The organism is Arthrobacter sp. NPDC090010, from assembly GCF_044748305.1.
Lineage (GTDB): Bacteria > Actinomycetota > Actinomycetes > Actinomycetales > Micrococcaceae > Arthrobacter_E.
Genome location: NZ_JBIVFT010000003.1, coordinates 233,396 through 253,200, shown reverse-complemented (window position 1 = coordinate 253,200; position 19,805 = coordinate 233,396). Strand labels below are relative to the sequence as shown.

Genomic DNA, 19,805 nt, shown 5'->3' with positions numbered 1-19,805 from the left:
CAATCCCGGAGGTGTTGCGACCGCGTTTCCTCACGGTAAGAAGCTCATGAGGAACTGATGACGCTCAGTGGCGCCGAGGTATCACTTCAGGTAGTCCACCAAGGTGGAGGCGACTCCCGTGTAGCCTCCCGGGGTGAGGGCCAGAAGCCGGTCCCGGGCCGCATCGGAGAGTCCGAGGCCGGAGACGAACTCCTTCATGCGTTCGGCGTCCACCCGGTGGCCGCGGGTCAGGTCCTTGAGGCGCTCGTAAGGGTTCTCCATCCCGGGGACGCCGGCGATGGCCTCGGCGCGCATGACGGTCTGGATGGCCTCGCCGAGGACTTCCCAGTTCTGATCGAGGTCCGCGGCGAGAACGCTCTCCGAGACCTTCAGCTGGCTCAGTCCCTTGACCACGTTGGTCATGGCCAGGACGGAGTGGCCGAAGGCGATGCCGATGTTCCGCTGGGACGACGAATCAGTGAGGTCGCGCTGCCAACGAGAGGTCACCAGGGTGGAGCCCAGGACATCCAGCAGGCCGGAGGAGATCTCCAGATTGGCTTCGGCATTTTCGAAGCGGATGGGATTGACCTTGTGCGGCATCGTGGATGAACCGGTGGCGCCGGCCACCGGGATCTGTGCGAAGTAACCGATGGAGATGTAGCTCCAGACATCCGTGCAGAAGTTGTGCAGGATGCGATTGAACCGTGCGATGTCGGCGTACAGCTCGGCCTGCCAGTCGTGGCTTTCGATCTGCGTGGTCAGCGGGTTCCAGCCGAGGCCCAGACCTTCGACGAATGAACGGGAGACCGCGGTCCAGTCGACGGTTGGGACAGCGGAGACATGCGCTGCGAAGGTACCGGTGGCGCCGTTGATCTTCCCGAGGTACTCGGTGCCGGCCACCCGGTTCAGCTGCCGGGTCAGGCGATGAGCGACCACGGCGAGTTCCTTGCCGAGGGTGGTCGGGGTGGCGGGCTGCCCGTGCGTGCGGGACAGCATCGGTACTTCACGGTTCTCCTCCGCCATCGTGGAGATCCTCTCCACGAGCGCCCGGGCCGCGGGAAGCCAGACATCCTCCACGGCTCCCTTGATGCCCAGGGCGTACGAGAGATTGTTGATGTCCTCCGAAGTGCAGGCGAAATGCACCATAGGAGTCAAGGACTCGATGCCGATGGCCGGCAAGCGGCGGCCGATGTAATACTCCACAGCCTTGACGTCGTGCACGGTGACGGCTTCGATCTCGGCCAGCTCGGACACCGAAGCGGCGTCGAACTCGGTGACGATGGCACGGAGCTGTTCCTGTTGCTGCGCGTTGAGCGGCGAGGAACCCGGCAGAACCGATTGCGATGTCAGGTGGATGAGCCATTCGACTTCGACCGCGACGCGATCGCGGTTGAGGGCGGCCTCCGACAGGTAATCCACCAGGGGAGCCACCGCGGCACGGTAGCGGCCGTCCAGGGGGCCCAGGGCGATGCGGTCCTCGCCTCCGGCCAGGGAGAGACGTCCGGACGGGATGCGAGCAGTGGTTTCAGCCATGGCTCCATTCTTTCACGGAGACCAAGGGCGACTCATCCTCCCGGCGCCATGTGGAGAAGCCTGGAATTCAGCTGTCCACATGGCGGAGCAGGGGGCGATCTGGTCCGCTGCGCATCTTTACCGTCGAAGGACAAAACAGTTCGATGACCGACAGGAGGGACCCGGATGCCGATCGCCTTCCGTTCCGAACCATCGCCACTTGAGCCCCCGGAGCAGGCAGGCGCTCCTCTGGAGGCCTTGGCCGCTTATCTGGCAGGGCAGCGCCATGAGTTGGAGGATGCACTGGCGCTTCTTGGCGGGGTCGACGTCTCTCATTGGACCTCGACGGCAGGCCGCGCTTTCCACGCCGCCCTGGACGAACGACGTCGTCAGGCGGCCGAAACACTGGGCCGGCTGGACACGCTGCGAAGCCTGGCTCTGGCGCAGGCCCGGTGGCTGAATGACGAACAGCATCGTCTGGCGATGGAACGACTCCGAAGTGCGGAGGCCGTCTCCGTACGCAGTTCGCGGGTTGATGGCCCGTGGTACCAGGGGAGATGAGCACAGCATGAATCCGGAGGAGGAGATCTGGGTCAACGGACGCCACGAGACGCTGAATGTGGACCCCGTGGAGATCAGGGCGGCCTCCACCCGGGTGGGCGCCGTCGCAGAACGCGTCTGGCGGATCAGGCGGGAGGTCATGGGGCGTTCGACGACGGTGCTGGACGCCGTTCCTTCTCAGCGGAGCCGGGGCATGCCGGACTGCTCTTTGAGCCTGCATCTCCTGGGCCTTGGCCTCGATGACCTGGTCTCGCGTCTCCGACTGCTGGCAGGCTCCGCCCGGGAGGCGGCGCTGAGCTACGAGGAGGAGGAAAGGGGCGCGGTCGCACGGATCGGAGGCCTGGGGGCCGGTCTGCAGTCTTTTCTGCCTGCGCTTCCGTGGTTCCTGGGCCTGCTGGTGACCGGAGGGCAACCACTGCTTCTCGAGGCCTACCGGGGCCAATTGCGGGCGATGGGTCAGAAAGACGACGTCGCGTCTCTCACCGAGCTGCTGTTCCGGCTGGGCGGTGGTACGGACCGTGCGAAGGTCCTGGCGAGCCGGTTGGTCGTGACCTCGGCGCAATCGGCCCAGGCACCTCCGCCCCCGTCAGCCGGCTCCACGCTGGCCAGTGGGTTCCGCTCAGTGCTTGACGCCTATGGTCAGGGAGAGCCGTTCCGGAACGTGGGGAACGGCGGACGAGCGGAGCCGGTCCCGCTTTCCTCGATCATCGTGGACAAATACCGGCGCAAGGATGGGCACTGGGCTGTGGTCGTCAGCGTTCCCGGTACCCAGCTGTGGGAACTGGATTCCTGGAAGACCAGCAATGACATACGGGGGAACATCGACGGCATGGCTCAGGCCGGCACCAAGGAACGCTATCTGACCCAGACCCAGACGGCCATCCTGACGGCGCTGGAACGGGAAGGTGTCACGAAGTCCGATCAGCTCGTCATCAACGCGCACAGCCAAGGCGGCATTCATGTGGCATCACTCGCAGCGATGCCGGAGTTCACGACGAAATACACTGTCCGGGCGCTCAACCTCGCCGGTGCACCAGTCGCTCGCTTCCTTCCGCAAGTCGATGCGAGCGTCCTTGCCGTGGAGAACCGGGACGACATCGTTCCTTCCCTGGACACGCGGTCCAATCCGGTGCGGGGCAAGATGACCACTGTGGTCTTTCCTGACGGGCCACGCGAGACGCTCGGTTCGTGGACCTCGACTATGGCTACGAGTCGCGATGAGGCGGCGTTCAGGGCGGCCAAGCTGGTGACACCCTTACAGGCCCTGGACAAGGTCGACCACGCGCATGCGCTGAAACAGTACATCTCGGCCGCGGAACGCATCGAAGGAAGCAGGAGCCCCGAGGTTCGTCGTCACCTTGAGGTTCTGACGGATGTCCTGGGCGCCGGGGCACTCGACAGCTCCTGGGATGGACGGGTCCGCTCCTCGCGCACGGTGTACACCGCCCATGAGGACGAGGCACCGGGCACGCAATGCCGGACCCCTTTCCCGGAGAATCGAAGCCAGGCGCCAGGCGAAGGGGCCCGCGGAATGGACTGTCCGAGTCCTAGCGCTCCCGGTCTCGGTCGAAGAGACGGTCCGCCACCACGGAGATGATGCTGATGATGAGCGCACCCAGGACGGCCGTCCAGAAGAAACTGTCGATGTTCAAATGCACCGGTGTGAAGCTGGACAGCCATGAGGTCAGGTAGAGCATCGCGGCATTGATCACCAAGGTGAAAAGGCCGAGCGTGAGGATCGTGACGGGAAGGGAGAGGATGCGGACGATCGGCCGTACCAAGGCGTTGACCGCCGCGAAGATGAGGCCGATGAAGAGGTAGGCGAGCACGCTGCCCAGCGTGTCGGCAGGGGCCGAAGGGGCTGCGCCGGCCACCAGATCCTTGGTGGCACCCGTCGAGAGGGTGAGGCCGGGCAGGAGCCAAGTGGCCACCCACAGCGCGAATCCGTTGACCAGTAGACGTATCAGGAACTTCCCCATGCATCCCATGCTGACACACCCCGGCTTGAAGAGGCTGAGTGGACACTGCGTGGGCGGTGGGACACCGGTCAGGGAACCGGGGACCCGTGTGCGGCGGCGAATGGCCTGGAAGGACACCGGACCCGTCGACGGCGGGGGATTAGGCTTGTCATCATGAGCTTGAACGAGTCGCCCGTGTCTGGCGCGCCGGAGCGCAGCGCCCAGGAAGTCTTCCCCCGCCCCGCCGTGGGACTGCTCCCCAAGTACTCTGCCGGCAAGCCGCCGCGCGTACTGGAGGGGCTCACGAGCTACAAGCTGTCCTCCAACGAAGTCGCGTTGGAACCGCTTCCGCAGGTCCGGGAAGCCGTGGCAGGGTTCGACGGTTTCAACCGGTACCCGGACCCGCTGGTCACGGGACTGCGTGAGCGAATCGCCCGGGAGTTCTCGGTGCCGGCCGAAGACGTCGTGACCGGGGCGGGCAGCCTCGGGGCCCTGGTGCAGATCATCTCCACTTTCGCGGGACAGAACGACGACGGCAGCCAGGATGAAGTCCTCTATGCCTGGCGCTCCTTCGAGGCTTATCCCATCTGTGTCGGGGTGGCCGGTGCGCGCAGTGTTCAGATCCCGTTGCTCGCAGACGGACGTCACGATCTCGATGCCATGGCCGAGGCCATCACTGACCGGACCAGGATCATCCTGCTCTGCACGCCGAACAATCCGACAGGTCCCGTGCTGCGGACCCAGGAGACTCATGACTTCCTGGCCAAGGTGCCACAGGACGTTCTGGTGGTCATCGACGAGGCATACGTCGAGTTCGTCCGGGACCCTGAGGCGGTCAAGGGCCTCGATTTCCTTGCCCGCTATCCGAATGTGGTGGTGCTCCGGACCTTCTCCAAGGCCCACGGACTTGCCGGACTGCGCGTCGGATACTCCGTGTCCCACCCGGAGATCACTCAGCATCTCCGGGTGACGGCAACACCTTTCGCGGTCTCGCAGGTGGCGGAGCGGGCAGCGATCGCCTCGCTCGACAACTTGGACGAAGTCCTGAAGAGGGTTGATTCCGTGGTGGCCGAGCGTGAGCGGGTGGCTTCGGCCCTCCGTGCTCAGGGCTGGGAGATTCCGCAGGCCGAAGGGAACTTCGTCTGGCTTCCGCTGGCTGAGCGGAGCGCCGAGTTCGCTGAACTGGCCGGGACCCACGGGCTGTCCGTCCGGGCCTTCCATCCCGAGGGGGTACGGGTGAGTATCGGCGAGCCCGAGGCGAACACCCGCTTCATCGGGCTGTGCGAAGAGTTCATCGGAGCCTGAGCGCTACCGTGTATGCCTCTGCGTTCACGTCTTAATATCCTCAGCCCTTGAAGTCCGGATACAGTGGACCCCGGACACGACATATTCCACGAATGGAATTCATTCCGCTTGTGGAATATATCGATTCATTCCCATATCCACGGATCGAAACTAAGGAGACGGCATGGGCGTAGGGCAACTGCCGACCACCGAGTTCAACGACGAGGAACTTGACGACAATCCCGAGAATCATCAGGACCCCCGGACGGAACCCGGAGGAGAGCCGATGATTCAGCTTCTGGACAGTGACGGCCGCCGTCACGATCATCCTGTCTTCGGTGCCTACGTCGAAGCCTTGGACGCCGGGAAGCTCCGCGCGTTCTATCGGGACATGGCAGTGACCCGTCGTTTCGATCAAGAGGCGACGGCGTTGCAGCGCCAGGGCCAGCTCGCTCTTTGGGTCCCGCTCACCGGGCAGGAGGCGGCGCAGATCGGCTCCGGCCACGCCAGCCGAGCAGAGGACTTCATCTTCCCGAGCTACCGGGAGCACGGTGTTGCTCTGACTCGAGGCATGGACATGGCTCAGCTGCTGAGCCTGTTCCGTGGCGTGTCACACAGCGGCTGGGATCCGCAGGAGAAGAACTTCAACATCTACACCTTGGTACTTGCCGCCCAGGCGCTCCACGCGGTCGGTTATGCCATGGGTGTGCAGCGCGATGCGGCGGCCGCCCGTGCCAAGGGTGAGGTCGTGGAGGAGTCCGCCGTCATGGCGTACTACGGCGACGGGGCCAGTAGCGAGGGTGACGTCCACGAGTCCATGGTTTTCGCGGCCAGCTACAAGGCGCCCGTGGTCTTCTTCTGCCAGAACAACCACTGGGCGATCTCCGTGCCGACTGCCGTGCAGACCCGCATCCCGCTGGCTCATCGCGCCCAGGGCTACGGTTTCCCGGGCCTTCGGGTGGACGGGAATGATGTCCTGGCCGTGTATGCCGTGACTCAGTGGGCGCTGGAGCATGCCAGGAGCGGTGAGGGACCGGTGCTGATCGAGGCGTTCACCTACCGCCTCGGTGCCCACACCACTGCCGATGACCCCACGAAGTATCGCGCTGGTGAGGAGGAGGATCAGTGGCGTGCCAAGGATCCTCTGAACAGGCTCGAGAGCTATCTCCGGGATGAGGGGCTCGCGGACGACGACTTCTTCGACGAGGTCCGGCGCGAGGGCCAGGCTCTGGCCGATCACGTCCGGCAGAGTGTGGCCAAGCTGGAAGCCCCGGCTATGGAAGACGCATTCCGGCACGTCTACGCGGAGGCCCACCCGCTGGTGCAGGAGGAACTGCGCTGGTTCCAGGAGTACGAAGCGGGTTTCGTCAACGATCAGAACGCAGGTGAAGGCTGAGCATGACCACCATGACCATCGCCAAGGCCATCAATGAGGGCCTGCGGGCGGGCCTGGCTGCGGATGAGAAGACGCTCCTCATGGGCGAGGACATCGGAGCGCTCGGGGGCGTTTACCGTGTGACCGACGGTCTGCAGAAGGACTTCGGGGAGGATCGCGTGGTGGATTCGCCACTGGCGGAGTCCGGCATCATCGGCACGGCGATCGGCCTCGCCATGCGGGGATACCGTCCCATCTGTGAGATTCAGTTCGACGGTTTCGTCTTCCCTGGCTTCAATCAGATCACCACGCAGCTGGCCAAGTACCACGCCCGCACGAGCGGTGCCGTGACTCTCCCGGTGACCATCCGCATTCCCTACGGTGGAGGCATCGGCTCGATCGAGCACCATTCCGAGTCTCCCGAGGCGCTTTTCGCCCATACGGCGGGGCTGAGGATCATCACTCCGTCCAATCCTCATGACGCGTACTGGATGACCCGCCAGGCCATCGAATGTCAGGATCCCGTGATCGTCTTCGAGCCGAAGAAGCGCTACTGGCTCAAGGGCGAGGTGGACGTTCAGAACCCTGGCACCTCGGCGGAGCCGTTCAGTGCGCATATCGTACGGGAAGGCACGGACGCCACCATCGTGGCCTATGGCCCGCTCGTGCCGGTCGCCCTGGCGGCCGCGGAGGCCGCCGCCGAGGACGGGCGCAGCGTCGAGGTCATCGACCTCCGCAGCATTTCGCCCATCGATTTCGACACTGTGGAGGCATCCGTCCGCAAGACCGGACGCCTGCTCGTCACGCATGAGGCTCCCACTTTCGGGGGCATCGGCGGGGAGATCGCCAGCCGCATCAGCGAGCGGGCCTTCCTCAGCTTGGAAGCCCCGGTCATCCGGGTCGGCGGTTTCCACATGCCGTATCCGGTGGCGAAGGTGGAAGAGCACTACCTGCCGGATATCGACCGGCTCCTCGAAGCACTCGACCGCGCCTTCTCCTACTGAGGGCCCCGGAGTTTAGGGAAATCATGAGCACTCAGACATTCACCCTCCCGGACGTCGGCGAAGGCCTGACCGAGGCCGAGATCGTCTCCTGGAAGGTCTCGGTGGGTGACACCGTGGCCATCAACGACGTTCTGTGCGAGATCGAGACGGCGAAATCGCTGGTGGAACTCCCTTCACCGTTCGCGGGTAAGGTCACCGCGCTCCTGGTGGAAGAGGGCAAGACGGTCGAGGTCGGCACTCCCATCATCTCGGTGGGCTCCGGTGCGGCCGACGACGGCGGCGCACCCCCGGCCGAGCCCGCTACCTCGGTGCAGGATCGCGCGCAGAATGAGCGATCTGGCACCGAGGTAGCGAGTTCGGCGGAGACGGTGGCCGAATCGGAGCCGGGGCAGGGCGAGGAGAACGTGGGCCCGCTCGTCGGTTCCGGGCCCAAGCCCGATGCGGTGAAGCGTCGGCCGCGCCGGAACACCGTGGCATCCGGGGCTGCGCCCGTATCCGCCCCGGTCGTCGCCGCACAATCCATCCCTGCGCAATCGGTCCCTGCGCAGTCTGTCCCGGCACCGGCCACCCGGGCTGTCGCTGCGGCACCGTCGGCTCAGACTCCGCCTGCGCCGTCGTCCGTCGCACCTTCGACGGCGGTCCCATCCGCGGCTGAGGACGAGAAGTCGGGGCTGGGGGGAGCACTCACCGGTCTGGTGAACCGGGTCCTGGCCAAGCCGCCGGTCCGGAAGATCGCGCGGGATCTGGGCATCGACCTCTCGCTCGTGACCCCGACCGGCGCCCGCGGTGAAGTGACGCGGGAGGACCTCGTCAGCTACCAGGCCCAGCGCGAAGAGGAAGTGGCTCAGGCGGGCACCTTCTGGACGCCGCAGGCGAAGAGCCCGGAACGCCGGATCGAGCGGATCCCCGTCAAGGGTGTCCGCAAGGCGACCGCCCGGGCCATGGTGGACTCCGCCTTCCAGGCCCCGCACGTCTCGATCTTCGTGGACATCGACGCCAGCCGGACCATGGAGTTCGTTCAACGTCTGAAAAAGTCCCGTGACTTCGAGGGCATCAAGGTCTCCCCGTTGCTCATCCTGGCCAAGGCCGTCATCTGGGCCGCAGCGCGCAACCCGAGCGTGAACTCGGAATGGGTGTCCGGTCCGGACGGGGACGAGATTCACGTCAAGCACTTCATGAACCTCGGCATCGCGGCGGCCACGCCGCGGGGCCTGCTGGTCCCGAACATCAAGGACGCGCAGGATCTCTCCCTCAAGGAGCTGGCGGTGGCCCTGAACGAGCTGGCCACCACGGCGCGGGCGGGCAAGACCACTCCCGCGGACATGCGGGGCGGCACGCTGACGGTGACCAACGTCGGCGCCCTGGGCATCGACACCGGAACTCCGATCATCAATCCGGGTGAGGTGGCGATCGTCGCCTTCGGCACCATCAAACAGAAGCCGTGGGTGGTCTCCGGCGAGGTGATCCCGCGTTGGATCACCACGCTGGGCGGTTCTTTCGACCACCGGGTGGTGGACGGAGACCTCTCCGCGAGATTCATGGCGGATGTCGCCGCGATCATGGAGGAGCCGGCTCTGCTGCTGGATTGAGCTGTTTCGGACTGAGTCGTTCTTGGACTGACGGGGGAAATCATGACTTCGTGGAACATCCGCGCCCTTGAGGAGCGCGACAAGGAGCAGTGGGCCGCCCTTTTCGAGCAGTACTGCACCTTCTATCACCGTGAGCTGACGCCGGAGCATCTCGAATGCGTCTGGTCCTGGTTCATGGACGGCCGTCTGAGCGGCCTGGTGGCCGAGCGTTCCGATGCGCCGGGCGCACTGCGCGGTATGGCCCATCTGCGCCCGGTGGTGCGTCCGACACTGGGTGTCGTCGCGGGATATCTGGACGATCTCTTCATCGATCCGGAGGCCCGGGGAAGCGGCGTGGTCGACGCGCTCTTCGAGAGCATCCGCACGTATGCGCGAACCCAGGAGTGGGACCACGTCCGGTGGATCACCGCGGAGGACAACTACCGGGCCCGTGCGGTCTACGATCGCCTGGCCACGCGCACGCCCTTCCTGACGTACAACATGGTCATAGAACCCTGAGTGGTCACGGAACCCTGAGCCGCGCTTCCGCGATGCAGTGAAGACGACGACGGCGGCCGGTCACCTGAGGTGACCGGCCGCCGTCGTGATGCTTGGTTGCTGGGCCGCCCGGAGCCGGGCCCTGCGGCCCGAACCCGGCGGAACCCTACTCTGCGTCCGTCTTGACGATGTAGACGTCGCAGGGGGCGTTGTGCGCCACGCTGTTGGCCACTGAGCCGAGGACGCGGCCGATGCCGCTCATGCGGCGGTTGCCGACCACGATCACATCGGCACCGAGGCGTTCCGCTTCGGACAGCAGGGCTTCGGCAGGGCGGCCACGGGAGGACAGGTACTCGACGTCGGTGCCGAGGCTCTCAGCGACCTGCTTGGCCACTCGCTGGGCGTCGTCGGCATCCGACATGATGAAGGTGTCGCTTCCGCTGCCGAAGACCTCGACGTTGTCCTTGTCGAACGCGGTGATCACGTGAAGGCGGGCACCCAGGCCCTGGGCCAGCTTGTAGGCGGCCCCGGCCGCGCGTGCTGCGGTCTCGCTGCCGTCGACACCGACAATGACAATTCCGGACATATCCGCTCCTTTGTGGATGCTTGGTAGTCCAGATAACTGTAGACGTGAGCGCCCCGGGGGAAAAGTGCATCCCGGCTGCGAGCCGCTGGGACAGGCTGAAGATGTGAAACGGGTACTTTACAACCCGGACATCCGGCTGTCCATTTCATGTGTTACTGATGGATTGCCAGATAACGATCTGGTAGCCGAGGAGTGAAAGAGGCACTTCATACTGCCGACTTCGTGGTACTTTTCCGGTGAAAATGTGACGAGCCACACAGGGGGGCTACAAGCTTCTGTGGCAGTCAGGAAGGAAACCCCGTGCACCAACCATTCACGGCCCCTGCCTTGCGCGGTAGCCGGACGCCCTCAGTTGCGCCGTCAGCAGCTGGAACGGGCGGACGCCAGTGATCAAGTATCTGCTCAAACGCATGGCCACCTACGTGGTCATGATCTTCTTGACCACCTCGGCGGGGTACTTCCTGGCCGTGTCGACCATGAAACCGGGCCTCATCGAACAGGAGAAGATCCCGCGGCCGACTCCGGAGCAGGTGGTGCACTCGCTGACTCTCAAGGGCCTGGACCCCACCATGAGCCCGTGGGACCGTTACGTGCAATGGCTGACGGGGATCGTGACCCGTTGGGACTGGGGAATGAGCCCGGCCGGCGGTTCCGTCAACGCGGCTTTCGGCGACCGGGTCTGGGTCTCCACCCGCCTCTTCATCGCCGCCATTTTTCTGACGCTCATCATCGGCGTCGCACTGGGCGTGTTCACCGCCGCCCGCCAGTACAAGGCCTCGGACCGGATCATCACGTCCTACTCCTACCTGACGTACATCATCCCGGCACCGATCGCCTACTTCCTCGTGCAGCTCGGGGCCATCTGGATCAATGACACCACGGGGCAGCAGATCTTCTTCGTCACCGGCATTTCGACGCCGGGCATGGACCCGGGCTGGCCCGCCTTCGTGGACCTGGTGGCGCACTACGTGGTTCCGACCTTCGCGATCACCCTGATCGGCTGGGGCGGCTACCAGATCGCCCAGCGGCAGTACCTTCTGGACAACGTCAACGCCGACTTCGTCCGTACTGCTCGCGCCAAGGGCCTCTCCCGCAACCAGGCGATCCGGCGGCACGCGCTCCGCGTGTCCTTCATCCCTGTGGCCCAGAGCATCGCGTTCACCGTTCCCGCCATCTTCGCGGGCGGCTTCTTCGCTGAGGCCATCTTCGCCTGGCCGGGTGTCGGCTTCTGGAGCATTGACGCGATCGGCAAGCAGGACGTCAATGCTGCGACGGCCACCCTGGCCTATGGATCGGTGATCTTCGCCGTCGGCGCCATCCTCGCCGATCTGGCCACCACCCTGGTTGACCCGAGAGTGAGGGTTTCGTGATGTCGACAGTCGACGCAATCACCCCTGAGGCCGAGGCCGACGCGCTCAAGACCGATGACGGTGTGGTCATCGCGAAAGGCATGATTATCCTCCGCAGATTCCTGCGGAACAGGACCGCTGTGGCGGGCTTGGTGCTCTTCGTCTTGCTTCTCGTGTTCTCCTTGGTGGGCCAGTTCTTCACCCCGTGGACCAAGAATGACATCGACCCCGCCTTCATCGGTGAGGGCCCTTCCGCGGATCACTTCTTCGGAACCACGCAGGCCGGCATCGATCTGTATGCGCTCATGGTGGAGGGCATCCGTACCTCCATCCTGATCGGTTTGATCGTGGGTGTGGGCTCCATGCTCGTCGCCGCCGTCTACGGCTGCGTCATGGCGTTCTACGGCGGCAAGGTCGACAAGGTGATGCTCTTCATCCTCGAAGCGCTCATCATGATGCCGTCCTTGCTCGTGGTCGCTGTCGTGACGAGTGGCAATGGCGGGGACTTGAAGGACAAGCTGCCCAGCTGGTTCACCCTGACCATCGTCCTGCTCGTCTTCGGCTGGATGGGCGCGGCCCGTCTGATCCGGTCGATCTCGATGTCCCTGATCGAGCGGGATTACGTCAAGGCCGCCCGTTACATGGGCGTCTCCACCTGGAAGATCGTCTGGAACCACCTGATCCCGAACATCGGCTCCCTGCTGGTCTTGGAGATCACCCGAGGCGTCACCCTGGCGATCCTCTCCGAGGTGGCCTATTCCTTCATCGGTATCGGCATCAAGCCGCCGGACATGAGCCTCGGTGTCCTGATCGGGCAGGCGAGCCAGCAGGTCACCAGCTTCCCGTGGATGTTCTGGTTCCCCTTGCTCGCCATGTTCGCCCTGACCGGCTCCATGGCCATGATGAATGACGGCCTGCGCGACGCCTTCGACCCGAGCTCCAGCTCCGTCGGCAAGGTCCGCAAATCGCGCCGGAACCGTGTCAAGGACGCGGAGGCGGCAGCATGAGCACTCCCGAAAACCTCTCCCAGGAAGACGCCGTGAGCGAAAGCACCAGCACCGGACAGCAGGACATCGCCGAGCGGCTGAACGTGGCCGGGCTGCACGCCGCGGGTGAACCCGTGCTTTCCGTCCGCGACCTTCACGTGCGATTCAACACCGAGAACGGCGCGGTCCACGCCGTCCGTGGCGTCGACTTCGATCTCCTTCCGGGCAAGACGCTGGGCATCGTGGGCGAATCCGGTTCCGGCAAGTCCGTGACCTCCATGGCCATCATGGGTCTGTTGCCGGAAACGGCTGAGATCAGCGGGTCGGTGAAGCTGCATGGCAGGGAACTGCTGGGCCTTTCCGACGCGCAGATGTGCAAGTACCGTGGCAACGAGATGGCGATGGTCTTCCAGGACCCGCTCTCCTCGCTCACTCCGGTCTTCACGGTGGGAACCCAGATCGTCGAGGCGCTCACGGTGCACAACCCCACCATGAGCCGCCGGGCGAAGGAAGCCCGCGCCGTCGAGCTCCTCAGTCTGGTGGGCATCCCCAGCCCGCAGGCCCGGCTGAAGTCCTTCCCGCACGAGTTCTCCGGTGGCATGCGCCAGCGCGTGATGATCGCGATCGCGATCGCCAACAATCCCCGTGTCCTCATCGCCGACGAGCCCACCACCGCGCTGGACGTCACCATCCAGGCCCAGGTGCTGGAGGTCATGAAGAAGGCCCAGGACGAGACCGGTGCCTCCGTCGTCATGATCACTCACGATCTGGGTGTGGTGGCCGGCATGGCGGACGACATCATGGTGATGTACGCGGGCAAGCCCGTGGAGACTGGCGCGGTGGACCAGCTCTACTACGCGCCGCGGATGCCGTACACCATGGGTCTGCTCGGGGCGGTGCCCCGTGTGGACGTGGCGGCTGACGCGTCACTGGTGCCGATCGAAGGCATGCCGCCGAACCTCATCAAGGAACCGAGCGGCTGTTCCTTCGCCCCTCGGTGTCCTCTGGCCGGACCGGAGTGCCTGAGTGCCGAGCCGCCGCTGCGTCTTGTCCCCGACGACGCCGGCCACCGCGCCGCCTGCGTCAAGCTTGAGTCACTGGGAGCCGACGTCGATGTCCATGAGGTCTTCCAGGCGCCTCCGGTGCCGGTGTCCAAGTTCGCAGGGATCCCGCGCCAGGACCGCACCGCGGTCCTGGAGCTGAAGGATGTGAAGAAGCACTTCCCGCTGATGAAGGGCTCGCTCTTCAAGAAGCGCATCGGAACGGTCAAGGCCGTGGACGGTCTCAGCTTCGATATCCGCGAAGGCGAGTGCTTCTCCATTGTGGGCGAGTCCGGCTGTGGCAAGACCACCACGCTGCTGGAGATCATGGAGTTCAGCCAGGACCAGCCCGGTGAGATCGAGATCGGCGGGCTGAGTTCCAAGGCAGCCACGTCGACGGCTCAGAAGCAGCGCATGCGCAAGGAACTCCAGATGGTGTTCCAGGACCCGACGGGGGCGCTGGACCCTCGGTTCACGGTCTTCGAGGTCCTTGCAGAACCGCTGGAGAACCTCGGAACTCCCAAGGCGGAGATCCGGAAGCGGGTCATGGAGTTGATGAAGATCGTCGGCCTGCAGCCCGACCACGTCAACCGCTTCCCCAACCAGTTCTCCGGCGGTCAGCGTCAGCGCATCGGCATCGCCCGTGCACTCGCCGTGAACCCGAAGCTCGTGGTGCTGGATGAACCCGTGTCCGCCCTCGACGTCTCGGTGCAGGCCGGCGTCATCAACCTCCTGGACAAGCTCCGGGCGGAACTCGGTCTGAGCTACCTCATGGTGGCCCATGACCTCTCAGTCGTACGTCACATCTCCAACCGCGTGGCTGTGATGTATCTGGGGAAGATCGTGGAGATCGGGGACGTGGACAGCGTCTTCGATTCCCCGAAACATCCCTACACTCGTGCCCTGCTCTCAGCCATTCCGGTTCCGGACCCTGAAGCGGAGCGCTCGCGGGAGCGCATCATCCTCAAGGGAGACCTTCCAACACCGTTGGATGCTCCCAAGGGGTGCAATTTTGCCTCCCGTTGCCCGATTTTCGCGGCTCTCCCAGAGGACAAGCGGGCCAAGTGCCTGGACCTTGAACCTCCGTTGGAGAGCAGCGGGACGGACCATCAGTTCGCATGCTTCTTCCCCGAGGGGGAGCTGGATGCGGACATGCTGGTGCTGAACGACTCCGTGTCGGACAGTGCGGCGTGACCCCTCGTTGACCATGACGGGACATCATTACCTCGCACCTGAGGAAGGGAAGAGCATGAAAAAGAAAGTGACCCTTGGCATCGCCACTCTGGCGGCCGCGACCCTGGCGTTGACCGCCTGTGGTGGGGGAGGGGCCAAAGGCCCGGAGTCCGCTGCTGCTGAAAAATCGGGCGCGGACACATCCAAGTTGATCCAGACCGATCCGAAGGACGTCAAGGACCTGGACCAGGGCGGAACTCTGACGTTGCCTCTGGGTAATATCGGCCCCGACTTCAACGGTTACTCGAACGCCGGCAACTCCGCAGACAACACCGGTTTGATGGGCCCGATCAATGCCGCCTTCACCAACGGCTGCTGGAACACCAGCGCGGAGGGTGAGTACTCCTTGGACAAGGACTTCTGTGAAGACTTCAAGTCCGAGGTCAAGGATGGCAAGCAGATCATCAACATCAAGATCAACGACAAGGCCACCTGGAACGACGGGACGCCGATCGACTGGAAGACCTTCGAGAACACCTGGAAGGTCCTGGGCGGCAGCAACAAGGACTACGACATCGTCGACCCGGGTGCCTACCAGTACATCGAGTCTGTGACCAAGGGGGCCACCGACAAGGATGTCGTCGTCACGGTCAAGCAGCCTGTTTACCCGCTGGCGCTGTTCTTCTCCGGCATCGTCCACCCGAAGGTGAACACTCCGGAGATCTTCAACAAGGGCTTCAACGGCAATATGCACCCAGAGTGGATGGCCGGTCCGTTCAAGGTGGAGAAGTACGATTCGGCGGCTCTGACGGTGACTGCTGTTCCCAACGACAAGTGGTGGGGCGCCAAGCCGGTCCTGAACAAGGTCATCTTCCGCCAGATGGAAGACAGCGCCACCATTCCTGCCTTCAAGAACGGTGAAATCGACGCGGTCAGCGCTCGCTCCCTCGGCCGGTACAAGCAGGTGGACGGTACCAAGGATTCCGAGGTACGCCGCGGTCAGCGCCTCTTCGCCGGCGGTCTGAACATCAACGCCAAGCGTCCCGGTCTGCAGGACGTGGCGGTGCGGAAAGCGATCTTCACCGCCGTCGACCGGGAAGCCATCCGCAAGGTGCGCTTCAATGGTCTGAACTGGGAGGAACCGAACTCCGGTTCCATGATGCTGATGCCGTTCTCCAAGTACTACCAGGACAACTGGCCGGTCACGGAGCAGGGCGCGGATGCTGCCAAGAAGGTGCTGACTGACGCCGGGTACAAGCAGGACGACAAGGGCTACATGGCGAAGGACGGCAAGGAAGTCACCTTCTCAGTCGCCAACTTCGGTGACGATCCAACTCTCCTTGCCACCGCTCAGACTCTGCAGAAGCAGCTCCAGGCCGCCGGCATGAACGTCACTATCGCACAGCACGGTGACTCTGAGTTCGGCAAGGTCGTCGGTAACCGCGAGTTCGATCTCGCCATCTCCGGCTACACCGTCGGGCCGGATGCCACGCAGGCCGTGAGCCAGTACTACTCCACCAAGAGCGACCTCAACGGTCTGGGCAACGCCGATCTGGACAAGCGCATCACTTCGCTGCAGTCCGAGTCCGACGACGCCAAGCGAAACAAGGCCGCCATGGATGTGGAGAAGGACTACCTGAAGCAGTACTTCACCATGGGTGTGCTGCTCAACGGCCCGCAGATCGAATTCGTGCACAAGGGTCTGGCCAACTACGGGCCCACCCTGTTCTCCAACGTCACGGACACCTTGGTGCCGGACTGGACAACCGTCGGCTGGGAAAAGGGTTCGACCCACAAGTAAACAGCACCAACGAGTTCAGAGACTGAGTGCCCGGCCATCAGGCCGGCCTTAGGGGGGAGCTCGAGGATCTCTTCCGCCGGATCCCGGACATCACCACGATGTCCGGGATCCGGCGGAAGACGCCGTCCTCGCGCCCGCAAGGACGGACAGCTCCACCCCGAAAGGACAACGCATGAAGAAGTCATTCTCGCTCGGCGTCACCACTCTGGTGGCAGCCACCCTGGCCCTGACGGCCTGCGGTGGCGGGGGAAACGCCAAGGGACCCGCCACGGCGCGTGCAGAAGGAGTCGGCGGCGATGTCGCCAAACTGGTCCAGACAAACCCCAAGGACGCCAAGGATTTGGAGCAGGGCGGGGCGCTGACTTTGGCCCTGGGAAACATCGGCCCCGATTTCAATGGCTTCAGTAATGACGGCAACAACATGGACAACATAGGACTCTTGAGCCCTGTGAATGCGGCCTATGCGTTCGGATGCTGGGCCGCTCTGCCCACGGGGGAGGCGACCCTCGACAAAGATTTTTGTGAGGACTTCAAGTCTGAGGTCAAGGATGGCAAACAGACCATCGTGATCAAGATCAACGACAAGGCCACCTGGAACGACGGCACGCCGATCGACTGGAAGACCTTCGAAAACACCTGGAAGGTCCTCAACGGCAGCAACAAGGACTACAACATTGTGACTCCTGGGGCCTATGAGTTCATCGAGTCGGTGAAGCGAGGCACCTCCGATAAGGAGGTCGTGGTCACCATGAGCAAGCCCACGTACCCGCTGCTTTCCATCTTCCCGGGATTGATTCACCCCAAAGTCAACACTCCCGCTTTGTTCAATTCCGCGTTCGTCGACAACATGCGTCCCGAGTGGATGGCGGGCCCCTTCAAAGTGGAGAAGTACGACACCTCGGCAAAGACGGTTGCCATGGTCCCCAATGAGAAGTGGTGGGGCGCCAAGCCGGTCCTGAACAAGCTGATTTTCCGCCAGATGGAGGCCAACGCAACCATCGCGGCTTTCAAGAATGGCGAGATCGACGCCGTCGGCGCCAATACCCTGGGTCGCTACAAGCAGGTCGAGGGGACCAAGGATTCAGATGCTCGCCGTGGTCAGCGTCTCTGGGCCGGTGGCCTGAACATCAATGCCAAACGTCCGGCTGTTCAAGATGTCGCGGTGCGGAAGGCGATTTTCACCGCCGTCGATCGTGAGGCCATCCGCAAAGTGCGTTTCAATGGCCTGAACTGGGAGGAGCCGAACTCCGGTTCCATGATGCTGATGCCGTTCTCGAAGTACTACCAGGACAACTGGCCGGTGGCGGAGCAGGGAGCTGCGGCCGCCAAGAAGGTGCTCACCGATGCAGGCTACGCGCCCAATGACAAAGGCATCATGGCGAAGGATGGCAAGCCGGTCTCCTTCAAGATCACCACATTCGGGGACGATCCGACCGTAAGTGCGACTGTCCAGACCTTCCAGAAGCAACTTCAGGCGGCAGGTATGGACGCCGGCATCAATCAGGTGGGCCAGGCAGAACTTGGCAAGATTCTGGGTCAGCGCGAATTCGATGTCACTATGACCGGCTACACGGTGGGTTTCGACTCCACCGATGTGGTGAAGCAGTTCTACTCCAGCAAGACGGACCTCAACGGCTTGGGCAATGCCGAGCTCGACAAGAAGATCACCGATTTGCAGGGCATCGCGGACGATGCTCAGCGCAACAAGGCCGCCATGGACGTGGAGAAGGACTATCTGAAGCAGTACTTCACCATGGGCTCGGTCTACAACGGTCCTCAGATCATTTTCGCCAGGAAGGGCTTGGCCAACTACGGCCCGACGTTGTTCTCCAATTTGAGCGATGTCCCGGCGGCGGACTGGAGCACCGTCGGGTGGGAGAAGGGATCCACCCACAAGTGATTCCTCAGCCTCGCTGAGAAACGCAGGGACAGGGGCCGGAGCCGTCAGGGCTTCCGGCCCCTGTCCTTGCCGCCGCACTCTTGGAATACTGGGCGGATGCAGCACACAGCGCCCTTGCGAACCGCGGTGGTGGGTTTCGGCCTGGCCGGTCGCGCCTTCCACACACCCCTCATCAACCACGATCCGGGCTTCAGTCTCGACGTGATCGTGACCGGCAACCCTGAGCGGGCGGCCGGCGCGGCCGCGCGGTATCCGGAGGCCTCCATCGTCCCGGACTTCGAAGGAGTCCTCTCCCGGGCTGCAGAGCTGGACCTGGTGGTGATCGCCACCCCACCGGAGCTGCACCACCCGCAGGCGAAAGCGGCGCTGGAAGCCGGGCTCGACGTCGTCGTCGACAAGCCCTTCACCGTCACCAGTGCTCAAGGTGAGGAGTTGGTGGCGCTCGCCGGCCGCCTCGGCAGGAAGCTCACCGTCTATCAGAACCGGCGCTGGGACAACGCGTTCCTCACCGTGCAGCGCTTGCTGCGCGCCGGGACGCTGGGTGAGGTGCACCGCTTCAATGCCGGCATGGAGCGCTGGTCGCAGAGCTTCTCCAAGCCCTGGAAGGCCTCCGCCGGAGTGGAACAGGGCGGCGGGCTGCTGTTCGACCTGGGCACTCATCTGGTGGACTGCGCTTTGCAGCTCTTCGGACCGGCCCGCGTGCTGCACGCGGAGATCACCGCGCGCCGTCCGGGTGAGCCCGCCGACGACGACGCGTTCCTGGTCCTGGAGCACGCCGCTGAGGGCGGCGCGAAGCCGGTGCTGAGTCACCTCTCGATGACGCTTTCCGCGGCGCAGCCCGGACCGGTGTTCGATGTGCGTGGCAGCCGCGGCAGCTATGTGAAGCACGGCTTCGATCCACAGGAGCGTCAGCTTTCAGAAGGGATGACGCCGGGGTCCGAGGGCTTCGGGGTGGAGCCTGACGCGGTCTCCGGGACGCTGAGTGACGGTACGGAGACCCATGCTCTGCTGAGCGAGCCGGGCCGGTACCAGGAGTTCTACCGTCTCCTGGCCGGGTACCTGCGGGGCGAGGGCCCGGCTCCCGTCGAGGTGGCCGATGCGACGGGGCCGCTGGCAGGCCTGCGGCTCATCGAGGAGGCCCGCCGGATCGCCCGGTGAGCCCTTTCCCACTCACGCGAGAAGCCAGTTGAGCACAGTGTTCGGGCTCCGGACTGTGCTCAACTGGCTTCTC

Annotated in this window: 16 protein-coding genes; 13 read left to right on the top strand and 3 right to left on the bottom strand. The window is 64.1% G+C overall.

The window, feature by feature from the left end; translation table 11 throughout:
* Positions 1-81 precede the first annotated feature (81 nt).
* Positions 82-1,512, bottom strand: a complete 1,431-nt coding sequence (purB, locus tag ACIPXZ_RS06575; RefSeq protein WP_400591544.1) for an adenylosuccinate lyase — start codon at positions 1,510-1,512, stop codon at positions 82-84.
* A 165-nt stretch (positions 1,513-1,677) separates the two neighbouring features.
* Between purB and ACIPXZ_RS06570 the strand changes: the two genes are divergently transcribed.
* Together ACIPXZ_RS06570 and ACIPXZ_RS06565 are read left to right on the top strand one after the other, a co-directional pair.
* Positions 1,678-2,052: a hypothetical protein gene (locus ACIPXZ_RS06570; RefSeq protein WP_400591542.1), complete on the top strand. Its 375-nt coding sequence runs from the start codon at positions 1,678-1,680 to the stop codon at positions 2,050-2,052.
* Positions 2,053-2,059: 7 nt separating this feature from the next.
* The gene (locus ACIPXZ_RS06565; protein WP_400591540.1) at positions 2,060-3,649 is read left to right on the top strand and encodes a hypothetical protein; all 1,590 of its coding nucleotides are present in this window, start codon (positions 2,060-2,062) and stop codon (positions 3,647-3,649) included.
* Here ACIPXZ_RS06565 and ACIPXZ_RS06560 read toward each other — a convergent pair.
* The gene (locus tag ACIPXZ_RS06560; RefSeq protein ID WP_400591538.1) at positions 3,600-4,031 is read right to left on the bottom strand and encodes a phage holin family protein; all 432 of its coding nucleotides are present in this window, start codon (positions 4,029-4,031) and stop codon (positions 3,600-3,602) included. The genes ACIPXZ_RS06565 and ACIPXZ_RS06560 overlap by 50 nt on opposite strands.
* A gap of 153 nt (positions 4,032-4,184) precedes the next feature.
* Here ACIPXZ_RS06560 and ACIPXZ_RS06555 point away from each other — a divergent pair, with 153 nt between their 5' ends.
* The 5 genes from ACIPXZ_RS06555 (at position 4,185) to ACIPXZ_RS06535 (ending at position 9,760) form a co-directional block, all read left to right on the top strand.
* On the top strand, positions 4,185-5,315 hold the full coding sequence (locus ACIPXZ_RS06555; RefSeq protein ID WP_400591536.1) for a histidinol-phosphate transaminase: 1,131 nt from the start codon (positions 4,185-4,187) through the stop codon (positions 5,313-5,315).
* A gap of 163 nt (positions 5,316-5,478) precedes the next feature.
* The gene (gene pdhA, locus ACIPXZ_RS06550) at positions 5,479-6,690 is read left to right on the top strand and encodes a pyruvate dehydrogenase (acetyl-transferring) E1 component subunit alpha (protein ID WP_400591534.1); all 1,212 of its coding nucleotides are present in this window, start codon (positions 5,479-5,481) and stop codon (positions 6,688-6,690) included.
* Between the two features lie 2 nt (positions 6,691-6,692).
* Complete coding sequence (locus ACIPXZ_RS06545; protein WP_400591532.1) at positions 6,693-7,673, top strand: alpha-ketoacid dehydrogenase subunit beta; 981 nt, start codon at positions 6,693-6,695, stop codon at positions 7,671-7,673.
* 23 nt (positions 7,674-7,696) lie between these two features.
* A complete protein-coding gene (locus tag ACIPXZ_RS06540) occupies positions 7,697-9,262 on the top strand; it encodes a dihydrolipoamide acetyltransferase family protein (RefSeq protein ID WP_400591530.1) in 1,566 nt (521 codons plus the stop codon).
* 42 nt (positions 9,263-9,304) lie between these two features.
* Positions 9,305-9,760, top strand: coding sequence for a GNAT family N-acetyltransferase (locus tag ACIPXZ_RS06535; RefSeq protein WP_400591528.1), 456 nt, complete (start codon positions 9,305-9,307; stop codon positions 9,758-9,760).
* 145 nt (positions 9,761-9,905) lie between these two features.
* On the opposite strand, the gene ACIPXZ_RS06530 is transcribed toward ACIPXZ_RS06535, so the two are convergent.
* On the bottom strand, positions 9,906-10,325 hold the full coding sequence (locus ACIPXZ_RS06530) for a universal stress protein (RefSeq protein WP_400591526.1): 420 nt from the start codon (positions 10,323-10,325) through the stop codon (positions 9,906-9,908).
* 386 nt (positions 10,326-10,711) lie between these two features.
* On the opposite strand from ACIPXZ_RS06530, the gene ACIPXZ_RS06525 reads away from it, so the two are divergent.
* From ACIPXZ_RS06525 to ACIPXZ_RS06500, 6 genes are all read left to right on the top strand, one after another.
* A complete protein-coding gene (locus tag ACIPXZ_RS06525) occupies positions 10,712-11,695 on the top strand; it encodes an ABC transporter permease (protein ID WP_400591524.1) in 984 nt (327 codons plus the stop codon).
* Positions 11,695-12,681, top strand: coding sequence for an ABC transporter permease (locus tag ACIPXZ_RS06520; RefSeq protein WP_400591522.1), 987 nt, complete (start codon positions 11,695-11,697; stop codon positions 12,679-12,681). Before ACIPXZ_RS06525 ends, ACIPXZ_RS06520 begins: the two co-directional genes overlap by 1 nt.
* Positions 12,678-14,894: a dipeptide ABC transporter ATP-binding protein gene (locus tag ACIPXZ_RS06515; protein WP_400591520.1), complete on the top strand. Its 2,217-nt coding sequence runs from the start codon at positions 12,678-12,680 to the stop codon at positions 14,892-14,894. The genes ACIPXZ_RS06520 and ACIPXZ_RS06515 overlap by 4 nt, the downstream gene beginning before the upstream one ends.
* A 55-nt stretch (positions 14,895-14,949) precedes the next feature.
* On the top strand, positions 14,950-16,674 hold the full coding sequence (locus tag ACIPXZ_RS06510) for an ABC transporter family substrate-binding protein (RefSeq protein WP_400591518.1): 1,725 nt from the start codon (positions 14,950-14,952) through the stop codon (positions 16,672-16,674).
* Between the two features lie 172 nt (positions 16,675-16,846).
* Complete coding sequence (locus ACIPXZ_RS06505; RefSeq protein ID WP_400591516.1) at positions 16,847-18,574, top strand: ABC transporter family substrate-binding protein; 1,728 nt, start codon at positions 16,847-16,849, stop codon at positions 18,572-18,574.
* A gap of 96 nt (positions 18,575-18,670) precedes the next feature.
* On the top strand, positions 18,671-19,732 hold the full coding sequence (locus tag ACIPXZ_RS06500) for a Gfo/Idh/MocA family oxidoreductase (protein ID WP_400591514.1): 1,062 nt from the start codon (positions 18,671-18,673) through the stop codon (positions 19,730-19,732).
* The last annotated feature ends 73 nt before the right edge of the window (positions 19,733-19,805 follow it).